The 15,080-nt window shown below is 66.9% G+C and carries 15 protein-coding genes and 1 tRNA gene; 11 read left to right on the forward strand and 5 right to left on the reverse strand.

The features are described 5' to 3' along the window. From A9X01_RS08590 to A9X01_RS08600, 3 genes are all read right to left on the reverse strand, one after another. Positions 1-263 (reverse strand): WXG100 family type VII secretion target (locus A9X01_RS08590; RefSeq protein ID WP_065120344.1); only part of this gene is annotated, 263 nt, incomplete at its 3' end. Positions 264-309: 46 nt separating this feature from the next. After that, positions 310-1,494: a PPE family protein gene (locus tag A9X01_RS08595; protein WP_065120333.1), complete on the reverse strand. Its 1,185-nt coding sequence runs from the start codon at positions 1,492-1,494 to the stop codon at positions 310-312. Between the two features lie 68 nt (positions 1,495-1,562). Further along, positions 1,563-2,414, reverse strand: a complete 852-nt coding sequence (locus tag A9X01_RS08600) for a PPE family protein, SVP subgroup (protein ID WP_065120334.1) — start codon at positions 2,412-2,414, stop codon at positions 1,563-1,565. A 346-nt stretch (positions 2,415-2,760) separates the two neighbouring features. On the opposite strand from A9X01_RS08600, the gene A9X01_RS08605 reads away from it, so the two are divergent. From A9X01_RS08605 to A9X01_RS08635, 7 genes are all read left to right on the forward strand, one after another. Then, positions 2,761-2,834: transfer RNA gene (locus tag A9X01_RS08605), tRNA-Leu, on the forward strand. 87 nt (positions 2,835-2,921) lie between these two features. Continuing rightward, positions 2,922-3,305, forward strand: a complete 384-nt coding sequence (locus A9X01_RS08610) for a YchJ family protein (protein WP_253849021.1) — start codon at positions 2,922-2,924, stop codon at positions 3,303-3,305. A gap of 16 nt (positions 3,306-3,321) precedes the next feature. Next, positions 3,322-4,467, forward strand: coding sequence for a zinc-binding dehydrogenase (locus A9X01_RS08615; protein ID WP_065120336.1), 1,146 nt, complete (start codon positions 3,322-3,324; stop codon positions 4,465-4,467). Between the two features lie 114 nt (positions 4,468-4,581). Then, on the forward strand, positions 4,582-4,926 hold the full coding sequence (locus A9X01_RS08620) for an MmpS family transport accessory protein (protein ID WP_065120337.1): 345 nt from the start codon (positions 4,582-4,584) through the stop codon (positions 4,924-4,926). Between the two features lie 112 nt (positions 4,927-5,038). Then, positions 5,039-5,530 carry an MmpS family transport accessory protein gene (locus A9X01_RS08625; protein WP_065120338.1) on the forward strand — a complete coding sequence of 164 codons (492 nt, stop codon included), beginning with the start codon at positions 5,039-5,041 and terminating at the stop codon, positions 5,528-5,530. A gap of 22 nt (positions 5,531-5,552) precedes the next feature. Next, on the forward strand, positions 5,553-6,335 hold the full coding sequence (locus A9X01_RS08630) for a hypothetical protein (RefSeq protein WP_065120339.1): 783 nt from the start codon (positions 5,553-5,555) through the stop codon (positions 6,333-6,335). Positions 6,336-6,416: 81 nt separating this feature from the next. Then, entirely contained in the window at positions 6,417-7,985 is a 1,569-nt protein-coding gene (locus A9X01_RS08635) for an esterase-like activity of phytase family protein (RefSeq protein WP_301336927.1), read from the forward strand. Positions 7,986-7,989: 4 nt separating this feature from the next. Here A9X01_RS08635 and A9X01_RS08640 read toward each other — a convergent pair whose 3' ends face one another. After that, positions 7,990-8,499, reverse strand: coding sequence for a nitroreductase family deazaflavin-dependent oxidoreductase (locus A9X01_RS08640; RefSeq protein ID WP_253849023.1), 510 nt, complete (start codon positions 8,497-8,499; stop codon positions 7,990-7,992). 52 nt (positions 8,500-8,551) lie between these two features. Here A9X01_RS08640 and A9X01_RS08645 point away from each other — a divergent pair, with 52 nt between their 5' ends. Next, positions 8,552-9,322 carry a DUF427 domain-containing protein gene (locus A9X01_RS08645; RefSeq protein ID WP_065120340.1) on the forward strand — a complete coding sequence of 257 codons (771 nt, stop codon included), beginning with the start codon at positions 8,552-8,554 and terminating at the stop codon, positions 9,320-9,322. 9 nt (positions 9,323-9,331) lie between these two features. On the opposite strand, the gene A9X01_RS08650 is transcribed toward A9X01_RS08645, so the two are convergent. Next, positions 9,332-11,266 (reverse strand): heavy metal translocating P-type ATPase, encoded by a 1,935-nt coding sequence (locus A9X01_RS08650; protein ID WP_065120341.1) that lies wholly within the window; start codon positions 11,264-11,266, stop codon positions 9,332-9,334. Between the two features lie 58 nt (positions 11,267-11,324). Between A9X01_RS08650 and A9X01_RS08655 the strand changes: the two genes are divergently transcribed. The 3 genes from A9X01_RS08655 to A9X01_RS08665 all read left to right on the forward strand — a co-directional run bounded on the left by A9X01_RS08655 (position 11,325) and on the right by A9X01_RS08665 (position 14,971). Beyond that, on the forward strand, positions 11,325-11,699 hold the full coding sequence (locus A9X01_RS08655) for an ArsR/SmtB family transcription factor (RefSeq protein ID WP_253849025.1): 375 nt from the start codon (positions 11,325-11,327) through the stop codon (positions 11,697-11,699). Between the two features lie 393 nt (positions 11,700-12,092). Next, positions 12,093-13,232, forward strand: coding sequence for a YncE family protein (locus tag A9X01_RS08660; RefSeq protein ID WP_065120342.1), 1,140 nt, complete (start codon positions 12,093-12,095; stop codon positions 13,230-13,232). Positions 13,233-13,339: 107 nt separating this feature from the next. Further along, entirely contained in the window at positions 13,340-14,971 is a 1,632-nt protein-coding gene (locus tag A9X01_RS08665) for a long-chain fatty acid--CoA ligase (protein WP_065120343.1), read from the forward strand. Positions 14,972-15,080 lie beyond the last annotated feature (109 nt).

Here is a 15,080-nt window from a genome sequence, read left to right on the forward strand (position 1 = left end):
TGCTGCTCGTAGTTGTTCGCGTCGCGGATGAGTCCGTCACGCACGCCGTGCAGCATGTTGACAATGTTGCGGAAGGCTTGATTCATCTGGCTCATGGTGTCCAGCGAGGTCGCCTGGGCCATACCGCTCCAGCCCGCACCGGCGATGTTCTGCGAGGACGCCCACATCCGACGGGCCTCGTCCTCAACGGTCTGGGCGTGGGTCTCGAAGCGTCCCGCCATGTCCCGCATCGCGTGCGGATCGGTCATGAAGCGTGTTGCCATGTTGCGTCTCCTATCTCGTCGTTATCAGTTGGTTTAGTCAAAAGCGTTAGACCACAACCTGCTTGGGCATGATGGTCGGCTTGAAGCCGTACCGCGGCCCGGCGTATGCGCCCGCACCCTTGGCGGCCGCTGCCATGCCCGGCATGCCGGCCATCATTCCCGGCGCCGCGCCTTCGGCCGCGACGGTCCAGCCGCTGCCCGCCAGCGCGGTGCCCGCTGCTGCCTCCGCGGCCGGGGCGGCGCTGGCCCAGCTGGCCGGCACCGACAGGCTTCCGACCAGTGATGCCTCGCCCAGAGCTGCGGCTGCGCCCACCGATTCGACCTCGCCGGCCAGGCCCGCGGCAGCCGCGGCCGCGGGAGCTGCCGCCACCTCAGCGGCCGCCGCGGCGATGTTGCCGTCGATGGTGTGCGCCGCGAAGATCGCGTTCGGGATGGCCGCGAAGACGAACCATGCCGCCGTAACACCGACCTGCTGAATGGCGTTGAAAATGAACGGTGTGCCCAGGAGGCCGTCCAGCGAGGTGAGCAGTTCCTGCACCGGCACCGGCAACGCGTTGAACAGGCCGGTGCCGATCGACGACGTGCCGAGGGCGAGGTTTTCCAACTCGGTCTGCAGGCCGGTGACGATGTCCCCCAGCGACGCGGCGGTGGGACCCTCCGCGGCGGCAGCGGCGACGGCGGCACCCTGAATCCCCGCGGCCCCCGGGTTGGTGGTCTCGGCGGCCGGCGTCAGCGGCTCGAGGACCGCGGCGACGGCGGCGCTTGCCTGGTAGGTGGTCATCGCGATGACGTCCTGGACCCACATCTCCATGTACTGCGCCTCGGTCGCCATGATCGCGGGAGTGTTGATGCCCAGGAAGTTGGTGGCGACGAGCGCGGCCAACAGCGCCCGGTTGGCGGCGATCACCGGCGGCGGCACCGTCGCAGTGAAGGCGGCCTCATATGCCGCGGCCGAAGCCGACGCCTGCATGGCGGCCTGCTCGGCTGCTGCCGAGGTCTGCGTCAGCCAGGCCACGTAGGGCTGGGCCGCCGCGGCCGCCGACGCGGAACCGGCGCCGGTCCACTGCTCGGTGGTCAGGGAGGTGATGATCGACTCGTACTGGGTCGCGGTGGTGCTGAGCTCGGCGGCCAGGTTGCTCCACGCGGCCGCGGCGGCCATGAGCGGCCCCGCGCCCGCGCCGGAGTACATGAGTCCGGAGTTGATCTCGGGTGGGAAAGCTGCAAAAGACATTTTGTATCCGTTCCTTTGGCTTTATCTGGCTAAGTGGTCTTCGATGGCTGGCTGGTTGCTGCGGGCGCCTAGACGCTCACCGGCTTCGGCATGACGATCGGCTTCACGCCGTAGCGCGGCGCTCCGAAGCCGGCGCTGTTGCGCGCGGCCGACGCCACACCGGGCATGCCGGGGTAGAACCCGCCGGTGGTGGTGGCCGGCGCTGCGGCGGTCCAACCGGCACCGGCAAGGGCGCTGGGCGCGGAGCTGGAAACCAGCGTGGCGCCCGCGGCCCAGCTCGGCGGCGCGGACATCGCCCCGACCAGGGTCGATGCGCCCAGGGCGGCCGAAACCGGTCCACCGCTGACCGCGCCGACCGCGCCGGCCGCCGTGGCTGCCTCGGCGGCCCCCGCCGCCTCGGCTGCGGCGGCGAGTTCTTCCGGCACGCCGTAGCCCTCGGGGAACAGACCACCGCCGGCCAGGCCGAGCAGGCCCGAGGTTGCCGAGGCCCAGTTACCGATTTCGTAGCTCTCGAAGTTGGCCATGTTGCCCGAGAGGCTGAACGGCTGGCCGCCGGCGCTGTAGACAGGGCCACCGAGCAGCGTGCTGATCTGGTCGATGATGCCGCTGGGGCCGGACGCAGCGGTCGCCGCAGCCGCGTTGGCCGCCTCGGACTGCTCGTACGTCCCGCTGCTCAGGCCCAGGGTTTGCACGAACTGCTCCTGCATCGCCTGTGCTTCGGCGGCGATTTGCTGGTACAGGGCGCCATACGCGGTGAAAATGCCGGATTGCAGGATCGACACCTGATCGGCGGCCGCCGGCGCGATAGCCGTAGTCGGGGCCGCAGCACCTGCGTTCTGCCCCGCCAACGCCGCCCCGATGGCTCCCAGCTGAGCCGCTGCAGCGGCCAGTTCTTGCGGCACTGCTGTCAAGAAAGACATCTATTGCTCCTTGTGGGTGAAATTGCCGGCCGCCTTCGCAGGGTCGGCCCTGTGTGTTTCCGTAATGGCCCCTGTGCGTTGGCGTAACGCTAACTAGCTACGGCTCCACAGTCCGACTCGAAAAGGGCAGGGTGACGGACGTTTACGGCTTGTTAACGGAGGCGCGGGCAGTTTTAACAAGTCCATTGCGGCCGATACGGCCGTGTCATCTGGAGGCTGGGAGATGGCACCATACATGGGCGCGCGGCGCGCGATCCTACTAATAACTTCGCGCTCGCGCACGTCAGCAATTCGAGGGGGATGGGACGCCCCGAAGGCGGTGCTGGCACGCTAGATTCGCCGCCGGGCCCCCATAGCCCAATTGGCAGAGGCAGCGGACTTAAAATCCGCCCAGTGTCGGTTCGAGTCCGACTGGGGGCACGGGAAACGGCTGTTCAGTGCCAGGGAGGCCACGTTCCCGCGACCGTCCTCGGAATTCCCCAGCTGCACGGATCGTTGAGGCTCGTTGTGAGCCAGCAACTGTGCCCATGCGGCAGCGCGGACGGTTACCGCGCGTGCTGCGGGCCGCTGCACGACGGCGAGCGGCAGGCCCGGTCCGCCGAGGAACTGATGCGATCGCGCTTCTCCGCTTTCGCCCGCGGCGACGCCGACTATTTGTTCCGCACCTGGCACCCGCGAACCCGGCCGGCGGACGTGACGATCGACCCCGGTATCGCCTGGACCGGCCTGGAGGTCATCGACACCGTTGCTGGCGGGCCCGACGACGACCTCGGCGAAGTGGAGTTCGTGGCGCGCTTTGAAAGCGACGGTCGCCGCGGCCGGTTGCACGAGCGCAGTCGCTTCCGGCGCCGCGCCGGACGCTGGTTCTACCTGGACGGCGACACCAAGTGAAAGAGAGGCGCCACTGATGACCACACACCTGCCCGACACCGCGCTCGAGTTGCGCTCGTTGGTGACGTCGCAAGGCGCGCTGGAACTTTCCCTGCGCGAGGTCCCGGTGCCCACGCCGTCCGGCAATCAGGTGCTGGTCCGGGTGGAAGCCGCCCCGATCAACCCGTCGGATCTGGGCCTACTGGTCGCCAGCGCGGACATGGCCGCCGCGACGGTGTCCGGCACCCCGGATCGTCCCGTGGTGACCGCGCCGCTGCACACGGGTTCCTTGGGCGCGCTGTCGGCGCGAGTCGACAAATCGCTCCCGGTGGGCAACGAGGGCGCCGGCACGGTGGTTGCGGCGGGTTCATCCGAAGCGGCCCAGGCTCTCGTCGGGCGAAAGGTCGGTATCGCGGCCGGCGCGATGTACGCGCAGTACCGCCTGGTCGACGCGGGCACCTGCCTGGTGTTGCCCGAGGGGGCGACGGCCAGGGAGGGAGCCTCGTCCTTCGTCAATCCGTTGACCGCGCTCGGAATGCTGGAAACGATGCGCCGCGAGGGACATTCGGCCCTGGTGCACACGGCCGCCGCCTCGAACCTGGGCCAGATGCTCGTCAAGCTCTGCCAGGCGGATGGGGTCCCGCTGGTCAACGTCGTGCGCAAGCCCGAGCAGGAGGAGCTGTTGCGCTCGCTCGGGGCGGTGCATGTCTGCAACTCGGAGTCGCCGTCGTTCGCGAGCGATCTGCTGGACGCGCTCAAGGCCACGTCGGCGACGCTGGCGTTCGACGCCGTCGGCGGCGGCACCCTGGCGAGCCGGATCCTGTCCGGCATGGAACAGGCGGCAAACGAGACCGCGGCCGAATACTCCCGCTACGGGTCGACCGTTCACAAGCAGGTCTACATCTACGGGGTGCTCGACACGAGTCCGACGAAGCTCATCCGGGACTACGGTATGGCCTGGGGTGTGGGCGGGTGGCTGCTGACCCCGTTCCTGCAGAGCATCGGGGCCGAAGCCGTTGCTCGGCTGCGGAACCGAGTGGGCGCGGAGTTGACCACCACTTTTGCCAGCACCTACACGCAGGAGGTGTCACTGGCGGGCATGCTCAACCCCGATGCCTTCGGCCGTTACGTCAAGCGCGCGACGGGCGAGAAGTTTCTGGTCACTCCGCAGGCGCTGCCGTGAGGTTTAGTTTCCGTCGCGATTGGGTAACGGCGATTCACATAAGCGCCCGCCCGTAAGGTTCCCGGTTCGAAACGTGAGGCGATCCCCGTCGGCTCGACCTGAATTGAGGGTTCCATGCATACGAAGCGTCTCGCGCAAGCCGGAATGGCGGCGCTGGCCATCACCGCGATGACCGGAGTGTTTGCTCCGGCGGCTTACGCCGACAACAGTACCGTCACGTTCGAGGCGCTGGGGTCGGGCACGGCCATGACCATCGACACCGACCCCGCCGTCGACCGCGTCTACAACGCACCGCTGCCCTGGAGCCGCACCGTCCAGGCCGGTCCCGACGTGACGCTCTTCCAGGTAGTTGTGGTCGGCAGCGGCACGACCAACCCCGGCTGCCGCATCTCGATCAACGGCCACGTCGTCGCAGAGCAGCCGGTCGGCGGCTCGGCGCACTGCATCTACTCGCGCTAGGCAATCCGCCGGCCCTGACCATGCCGGACTGATTCAGCCGATCGCGAGCCAGCGACCCCAAAGTTTGCTGTGATGGGCGCACACCCGCACGCAAGCGATTCGGGGACGCGTCATGTACAACTACCCACCGCCGCCTGGCTATCCGCCGTACGGCTATCCGCCGCAGGGCCCGAAGAAGCGGCTGTGGTGGCCGTGGGTGCTGGCTGTGTCCGTCATCCTGGTCGGTGTCCTGGTGCTGGTCGGCGCCAATCTGTACAACCGGGACAATTGGCAACGCGCGCATCGCGTGCCCACGCTCACCTATCAGGTCGAGGGAACGGCCACTGCGCTGAGCATCAGCTACACGGTGCCCGACGGCAGCGACGGGGAAGACAGAAATCCAACCCTGCCGTGGAGCAAAGACGTGACCAAGTTCGGCAGGAACGTCCTGATCGCACGTGTCTGGGCCACTTCCTTCGACTCCGGGGCCACCCTGACCTGCCGGATACTGTCCGACGGCAAGAAGGTGACCGAGCAGACGTCCAGCGGCGCGGTGGCCTCGGTCAACTGCGTGGCCGACACCGGCAACAAGTTGCAGATAGAGGTGCCCCGAACCCGTAGGTGAGCCCCCCATAGACTGGCCCATCGTGGGCATGCTCTTTGGCTTTGCGCCGTGGATCGTCTATTGGGTACTGGTCGGCAACGTTCCCTTCGGCACCGCCGTATCGGTCGCGCTATTGATGGCCATCGCGGTATTCGCCATCGGACGGGCCTCCGGCAAACCCGGGCAAACGCTCGAAATCGGCGCAGTCGCAACATTTGTCATCCTGGCCGTGCTGACTTTCGTGCTCGACGACGCCTTCATGGCGCGGTGGATACAACCGCTCAGCAATGCCGGAATCTTCTTGGTGGCGTTGGTCGGTGTGCTGATCGGTAAACCGTTCGTCCGCGAATACGCCGCCGCCGAACAGCCCGCCGACATCATCAACACCGATCTGTTCAAGCGCGTCACGACGGTGTTGACCTGGATCTGGGTCGCCGCGTTCGCCGGCATGACGGTCTCGTCGGCCATCCCGCCGCTCGTACAGGGGAACGCGACGATCCTGGACACCAAGACCCCGTTGTCGTTCCTCGGTTACTGGGTCATTCCGTTCACACTGCTCGGCGCTGCGGCGGCGGCGTCGCGCTTGCTACCCGAACGGATGCTGGCCGGCATCGACGACCTCGAACGGGAGACGTCGTTCGTGGCCTACGACGAGGCCACCATCGACGAGCTGTACTTCCTGGCCCAGGAACACGCCAACCGCGAAGTGGGTCCCGGCAAGGAGGCTTACAACGTGAAGGTGGGTGGCATGGGAACCCCGCTGACCGGCGACGAATCGCGGAAATCCTGGCCGTCGACCTACAAAGTCAGAGACAAGAAGCATTAGCGGCGCCCGTCTCGTGTACACCAAGGTGTCAACTTGGCTTGCTACGTAATGCGAATGGCATGCAGAACGAGAACCCTGGCTGTGCTCGGCACGGTCCTGATCACCGCGGTGGGCTGCGCGCAAAGCGCCTCCCCGGCACTGCCGACGTCCACCGGCAAGGCGGATCTGAGCACCCCGGCCGGCAAGCCCCTGACCATTTCGCCGGACCGGATGCTGGTGGCCACCGGCGGCATCACACCGACATCGTTCGGTAAACCCGCGCACGGCAAGATCAGCTACGGCTCGGACGGGGCGGTCATCTACACGCCCGACGCCGGATTCACCGGCACCGACGAGCTGAGTGTCACCGTGAGCCGGGCCGTCAAGCTGTATGACGAGGACCAGCTGCCGCTGGCCACGATCGGCGGCGTCGTGATCAAGGCCAGCGCGCACGGGTCGGGCATCGCGGCGGTGCCCGGCAGCAGCGACGAGATCTACGGCCTCACCGACCGTGGCCCCAACGTCAGCGGACGCGCACCCAACGAGAAGGTGCTACCCGTGCCCGACTACCACCCACAAATCGCCAAGCTCAAGCTCGCCAACGGCGTCGCGACGGTGGAGCGGACCATCACCCTGCAGGCGCCGGAGGGTACCCCGCTGGTGGGTCTGGTCGACCCGCACGCCAGCACCGGGGAGGCGATGGTCGACCTCAATGGCACGCCGCTGCCGCCCTCGGACTACGGCATCGACCCCGAAGGGCTGGTCGCCAGCCCCGACGGCATGTTCTGGGTGTCCGACGAGTACGGCCCCTACATCGTCCATTTTGACGCCAATGGCAAAGAGCTGGAACGCTTTTCGCCGTTCGACGGCAGCTTGCCCCGAGAGCTTGCGTTGCGTGTGCCCAACCAGGGCATGGAAGGTCTGACGATCACCCCGGACGGCAACACGCTGGTCGGGGTCATGCAGTCAGCGTTGCAGACGCCCGGGTTGCAAGGTCCGGCGAAATCGGTTCCGTTCGTTCGGATCGTGACGGTCAACCTGGTCAACCGCAGCATCGTGCACGAGTACCTCTACCCGTTGGCCAACCCGCAGGAGTCGGGTGTCGCCGTATCCGACATCACCGCGCTCAGCGCTACCGAGTTCCTGATCGCCGAGCGCGACGGCAAGGCGCCGCCGAGCGGCAACAAGAAGATCTATGTCGCCGATATCGCCGCGGCCACCGATGTCGGACCCCGTTCCACGGTTCCGGGCGCGGTCTACGAAGCCGACGGCGGCGGACTGCTCGTCAACCGGATGCCCCTCGAGACGTTGATCGGCGTCAGCACCGACGCGGACGCCGTCGGCAAACTCAAAGCCGCGGGAATCTCGTTGGCGCGCAAGACACTCAAGCTCGACATCGGCGAGCTGCTACGCACTTTGTCGGCCAACGGCGACTTCTTCGGCCACGACAAGATCGAAGGGGTCGCCACACCCGACGACGGCAACACCCTGATCCTGTCCAACGACAGCGATTTCGGGTTGGCCGGTTTGACGTCGGACACGCCGCCGTTCCGGCTCAAGCCCAAGACGCTGCCCAACGGCAGTCAGGACAGCGGCGAGATCTTGGTCGTGGACACCAGCAAGCTGCCCGCCAACACGGAGTCGCAGACGGTCCGGATCAAGGTCGGCTGACCGGTCACGGCAGCGGCCGCAGCCGGAAGACCCGGATTTCCCTTGGCGCACAACTGATTCGGTAATTTTCGAAGCCGGCATAGAAGTCTGTCGCGCGGGCCCAGGCCGCGGCGCGAGCTTCGCCGGTGAGCAACTCGGCCTTGTACTGCCCGGGCGGACCCCGGAACTCGACCGTGCACTCAGGGTGCGCCAGCAAGTTCGCGCTCCACGCGGGGTGATTGGGCCGGCCGTAGTTGGAGCCGATCGCCAGCAGCGCATCGCCATCCTCGAACAGCGCCAACGGATGCGTGCGCGGGCGCCCGGACTTGGCGCCGGTGCTGGTGACCAATCCGACCTTGTCGATGCCGGCACTGCTCAGGCGTCCCCTGGTCCGGGGGATGACCGCCTTGTCGATCCAGGGTGCCACATGCAGCAGGAATCGATACCCGACCGGAGTCATCAGCGCGTGCTCGATGAGTGCCTCATCAAGGCGCAGTCGTCGCCCACGTGTTGGGCTCTCCCGCCGGAATGCCACGGGTAGACAGTACCCGCGCGACGAGCGGGCCGGAACGTGCAATTGTGCAGTGATGACCACCGAAACTGATTACCCTCCGCCCGCCGCCGCCCGTGGACGGATCGAGCCGGCGCCGCGGCGGGTGCGCGGCTATCTGGGCAGCGAGCTGGTTTTCGACACCACCTCGGCGCGCTACGTATGGGAAATCCCTTACTATCCACAGTATTACGTGCCCTTGAGCGATGTGCGCTCCCAGTTTCTCAGCGACGAGGACCACCCTCAGCGGGTGCAGTTCGGCTCCTCGAGGTTGTTCTCCTTAGTCGGCAACGGTCAGACCCACACGTCGGCCGCGCGGGTGTTCGACGCTGACAGCGACAGTCCTGTCGCCGGTTTGGTGCGCTTCAACTGGGACCCGCTGCGTTGGCTGGAGGAGGACGAGCAGATCTACGGGCACCCTCGCAATCCCTACTCCCGGGTGGACGCACTGCGCTCGCACCGGCACATCCGGGTGGCGCTGGACGGGGTCCAGCTCGCCGACACCCGATCGCCGGTTCTGCTGTTCGAAACCGGCCTGCCGACAAGGTATTACATCGACCCGTCCGACGTCGCCTTCGAACACCTGGAACCTACGTCGACGCAGACACTGTGCCCCTACAAGGGCGTGACGTCGGGCTACTGGTCGGTGCGGGTGGGCGAGACGGTGCACGCCGACCTGGCGTGGACCTACCACTACCCGCTGCCCGCCGTCGCCCCGATAGCGGGGCTGGTGGCCTTCTACAACGAGAAACTCGACATCGAAGTGGACGGTACCCCGCTGGCCCGGCCGCGCACCCAGTTCAGCTGAGGCCGGACGCTACGCGCTCCAGGTGCGGTCACGCAGCAACCGTAAACCGTTGAGGCCCACCAGGATCGTGGACCCTTCATGGCCTGCGACGCCGAGCGGCAGCGGTAGGTGCCCGAGCAGGTCCCAGCCCACGAGCACGACGATGAAGGTCGCGGCGATAAGCAGGTTCGCGGTCACCACGCGCCGGGCCCGTCGGGCCAGGGCAACGATGGCCGGCAGCGCGCGCAGCTCGTCGCGAGTTATGACGGCGTCGGCCGTCTGCAGCGTGAGATCCGACCCGGTGCGGCCCATCGCGACCGCCACCCGGGCGGCCGCCATCGCGGGAGCGTCGTTGACGCCGTCCCCGACGAACATCACCGCGGCCCCGTCCGCTTCCAGGCCACGCACAATAGCGACCTTGTCCTCCGGCAACAGTGCCGCGTGCACATCGGCGATGCCCACGTCCGCGGCGAGCTGGGACGCGGCCTGCGGGTTGTCTCCGGTGAGGAGCAACGGTGTTGTCCCGGTGAGTGATTCGAGTCGGGCGACGGCGTCGGCCGCCCCGTCGCGGGGATGGGCGGTCAGCTCGAGCACGCCGGCCGTCGCACCGTTGACCCGCACAATCACGGTGGTGCGACCGGCCCGCTCGCTGGTGTGCACCAGCTGTCCGACGGTGGCATCGTCACCGAGCTGTCCCGGACTGCCGACCTCCACCGTGTCGTCACCGATGCGGGCCCGGACCCCGCGTCCCGGTGCGGAGGTGAACGACACCGTCGGCCGCAGCGCGAGGCCTGCGTCCCGGGCGGCCGCGACGATGGCGCGGGCCAAAGGGTGCTCGGAGGGATGCTCGGCCGATGCGGCCAACGCCAGTAATTCGGCGCGACCGAATCCGCTCTCCGGTCGGACATGAATCCCGGTGAGCGCCGGCACGCCGAGGGTCAGCGTGCCGGTCTTATCCAGCGCGACCCGGCTCACGGTGGCCAGCTTTTCCAGTACCACCGCCGACTTGACGAGCACACCGTGGCGGCCCGCGTTGGCGATCGCCGCCAACAGCGGCGGCATGGTGGACAACACCAACGCGCAGGGGGACGCCACGATCATGAAGGTCATCGCGCGCAGCAGCGCCGAACGCAGGTCGGAGCCGAGTAGCAGCGGGATCGTCAGCAGCGCGATGGTCGCGGCCACCATCAGCGCCGAGTAACGCTGCTCGACCTTCTCGATGAACAGTTGGGTACGGGCCTTGCTGGCGCTGGCCTCGGCGACCATCGCGCCGATACGGCTTATCACCGTGTCGGCGCTGGGGCGCTGCACCCGGACCCACAGTGTTCCCGTCCCGTTGACGGTGCCGGCGAATACCTCGTCGCCGGCGGTCTTGTCGACCGGCAGGGGTTCACCGGTGATGGTCGCCTGGTCGACCGCGCTGGCACCGTCGACGACCACCCCGTCGCCGCCGATGCGTTCGCCGGGGCGGATCAGCAGCAGGTCGCCGACCGCCAATTCCGCGGTGCCGACGAGTTCTTCGCCGGAATCGCCGATGCGCGTGGCCGTTTCGGGAGTGAGGCCGAGCAACCCCCGCACCGAGTCCTCGGTGCGCTTGGTGGCCAACGCCTCCAACGCCCCGGAGGTGGCGAAGATGACGATCAGCAACGCGCCGTCGAAGATCTGGCCGATGGCGGCGGCGCCGAGCGCCGCAACGACCATGAGCAGGTCGACATCCAAAGACCTGCGCCGCAACGCGATCAGCCCGTCCAGGCCGGGCTGCCACCCGCCGGCGACGTAGCAGGCCAGATACAGACCCCAGTAGAGCCATGCCGGTTTACCGAGAAGGTGGGCAGCTGCGGCGCAGCCGAACAGCCCGCTGGCCGCCAGCGCCCAACGAACTTCTGGCAGAGACCAGGCGCGTTCGCGCATCGGCCGGCCGACGGCTGGCGGTCGGGCGTCCTGCAGCACCGGGTGCGATGTCATCCGATCAACTATAGATGCGTATATGTGCAGCTATGCAATTGCGCTTACAGATTGATTCATGAATGCACAGGTCAGCGGTATGCTGGCTGGCGTGCACACGTCGATCGCCGACTTCTCGATGCCTTCGGAGGAGCAGGTGAACCGGGCCGCGGACACGTTTCGGATGTTGAGTGATCCCACCCGGGTCAAACTCCTCTGGGCGTTGCTGCAAGGGGAGACGTCGGTGGCGTGCCTGGCCGAACTGGCCCAGGTGACGCCGACCGTCGTCAGTCAGCATCTGGCGAAACTCCGACTTGCCGGGCTGGTGAAGACCCGCCGCGAAGGGACCTTCGTCTATTACTCGCCGGCCGATCAGGACATCCTGCGAGTGCTCAGCCAGGCTTTGACGGGCGCCGACACCGTTAGCTCGCAGCGCGCCGCGGGCAAAAGCTGAAGCGACACGCCAGGGCGCAAGTGTGATATACGCCTCTATTAAGTGGCAAATTTAAGAATTTATTATTCGCGAGTGTTGGCCGATCCAGCATGTCCGTTAGCCGAATCGGCATTATGCCTGCTTCCCGGTCTGCATGCCTTTGCCGAATCCACTTGTGGCGCATTTTGATCACGCGGTTCCTGAGTGCCAACTGAGTAACACCGGTGACGTAGGTAACACTGCCCAATTTGAAATCTTTTGGGCATGAATTGTGCCGCTAAAATTGTTGCAAAACGCGGGTCGGAACAGCTCTCAGGTGCTTTCAGGCGCTTTCAAGGTGCTGAAGTGCGTTTTCCCCGGACACGGTTTGTGCCGTTCCGACGACCCGCCGAAAACAGCAAAGGTGGTGCCAGTATGAGCCTCGAACGCGATGTGAACGGCCGTGATGTGGAGATCCTCGAGCACCCGGTCGCCGTCCAGATCTCGGTCGACCAGGGTCCCATCAGCGGCATAACGGCTAGCCCCGACGGTCGCCGGCTAATGGTCACTAACTACGGCGGCGACAGTGTTTCGGTCATCGACACCATGGCCTGCCGCGAGGTCGACACCATCTTCGGGTTGCGCGAGCCGTTCGCGATCGGCATCGACGAGGCAGCCAGGCGCGCCTATGTCACCACCGTGACGCCCGCCTACGACGTCATCCAGGTCGTCGACCTGACCACCAACACCGTCGTCGGATCGCACCCGGTGGCGCTGAGCATCAGCGACCTGGCGGTGAGCGCGGACGGCAAGCACGTCTACGCCAGCCGCAACGGCGCTCGCAGCGCCGACGTCGCCGTCATGGACACCGCCACCGAGCAGTTCGAGATCATCGGTATCGCCGCCACCCCGGGCACCGCAACCGAGTGCGTCCGGGTCAGTCCCGACGGAGGCCGGTTGTATGTCGGTGTGAACGGACCGGCCGGCGGCCAGCTGGTGGTCATCGACACCGGCAAGGGGTCGGAAGCGGACGCCGGGCGCGCACGCTGGCGGCGCAAGGCCAAGCAGCAGGCCGCCCCGCACAGCTCCACGCCCAGGATCCTGAGCACGATCGACATCGGCCTCGCCGTCCGCGACGTTGCGGTAAGCCCCAACGGCGGGCTGGTGTACGTCGCCAGCTCGGGTCCGGACTTCGCCGCGGTCGACGTGGTGGACACCCGCACCGACAAGATCACCAGCACGCGAAAGATCGGCGAGATCACCGGCCTGCTCACCCGGCTGACGATCGGCGCCGACGGCCGGCGGGCATACCTGGTCAGCGACGACAGCGTCACCATGCTGTGCACGCTGACCCAGGACGTGATCGACTCGGTCAAGGTCGGTACTCAACCGTCGTGCGTCGTCGAGAGCGGCGATGGCAAGTACCTCTACATCGCCGACTACTCGGGTGCTGTCACCGTGGCGCCGATCGCGGACAGCGTCGACTCCGGTTTCGAGCAGGCGGCGCTGGAAAGCAAGCGGTCCGCTGACCTGTTCGTGCCGGACCTGCTGCAGTACGACGCCGCACTGGTCTAACGCCGCTCGGGCCGGTCGGCCCGATGAACCGCATGGCGCGGCACGGCGCTAACATTCGGCTCAGGGCCGAAAGGTGCTGCGCCGAGACGCGTGAGGGCGGTTCACCGATGTACAGCACGATGCAGGAATTTCCGCTTACGATCACGGCGATCATGCGGCACGGCTGCGGTGTGCACGGTGCCCGCGAGGTCATCACCGCCACCGACGACGGCTACCGGCACACCACCTACCGGGAACTGGGGCTGCAAGCCGCGCAGTTGGCAAACGCGTTGCGCCGTCTCGGTATAACCGGTGACGAGCGGGTAGCCACCTTCATGTGGAACAACGCCGAGCACCTGGCGGCCTACCTGGCGGTGCCGTCCATGGGTGCGGTGCTGCACACGCTGAACATCCGGTTGTTCCCCGAGCAGATCGCGTACGTCGCGAACGAAGCCGAGGACCGGGTGGTGCTGGTCGACCTGTCGCTCACCAAGCAGTTGGCCCCGGTGCTGGCTGAGCTGGACACCGTGCACACCGTGATCGCGGTCGGTGACGGTGACCTCGCACCGCTGCAGGATGGCGGTAAGACCGTGGTGCGCTACAGCGAGATAATCGACGGCGAGTCAACCGATTTCGACTGGCCGCCCATCGACGAGAACTCCGCCGCGGCCATGTGCTACACCAGCGGGACCACTGGCAACCCCAAAGGCGTTGTCTACAGCCATCGTTCGAGCTTCCTGCACACGATGGCGGCCTGTACCACCAACGGGATCGGGGTGGGTTCCAGCGACCGGCTGCTGCCCATCGTGCCGATGTTCCACGCCAATGGCTGGGGGCTGCCGTACGCGGCGCTGATGGCCGGCGCCGACCTGGTGCTGCCCGACCGCCACCTCGACGCGCCGTCGCTGACCCGGCTGGTCGAAACGTTGCGTCCCACGCTTGCCGGTGCGGTGCCCACGATTTGGAACGACGTCATGCACTACCTGGAGAAGAATCCGGGCCACGACATGTCTTCGTTGCGCATGGTCGCCTGCGGCGGTTCGGCCGTCCCCGAATCGCTGATGCGCACCTTCGAGGACAAGCACGACGTCCAGATCCGGCAACTGTGGGGGATGACCGAGACGTCGCCGCTGGCCACCATGGCTTGGCCGCCGCCGGGCATCCCGCAGGACCAGCATTGGGCGTTCCGGGTGACTCAGGGGCAGCCGGTCTGCGGGGTGGAGACCCGCATTGTCGATGACGAGGGAAACGTGCTGCCCAACGACGGCAAAGCCGTGGGTGAGGTGGAGGTTCGCGGGCCGTGGATCACCGGCTCGTACTACCGGGTGCGCGACGACTCCAAGTTCGACTCCGGGTGGCTGCGCACCGGTGACGTCGGCCGCATCGACGAGCGCGGCTTCATCACGCTGACCGACCGCGCCAAGGACGTCATCAAGTCAGGGGGCGAATGGATCTCCTCTGTCGAGTTGGAGAACTGCCTGATCGCGCACCCCGACGTGGTTGAGGCCGCGGTCGTGGGCGTTCCCGACGAGCGCTGGCAGGAGCGCCCGCTGGCCGTCGTCATCCCCCGGGAGGGGGGCGCCGTCAGCGCCGCGGACCTGCGAAAGTATCTGGCGGACAAGGTCGTTCGGTGGTGGTTGCCGGAACGCTGGGCATTCGCCGACGAGATCCCCCGGACCAGCGTGGGCAAGTACGACAAGAAAGCCATTCGGTCTCGGTACGCCGAGGGAGCCTACGATGTCGCTCAGGCCCACGACTAGGCCCATGACCAACCGCGAACCGGGCTGCCGCCTCCCTCGCCTCCCTCGCGAGCAGACGCTAAAAAGTCGCGGTAGAAAGGTGACCATGACACTGCGGGTCGTGCAATGG

The sequence above is a fragment of the Mycobacterium asiaticum genome (assembly GCF_001668675.1).
In the GTDB taxonomy this organism is placed as follows: domain Bacteria; phylum Actinomycetota; class Actinomycetes; order Mycobacteriales; family Mycobacteriaceae; genus Mycobacterium; species Mycobacterium asiaticum_D.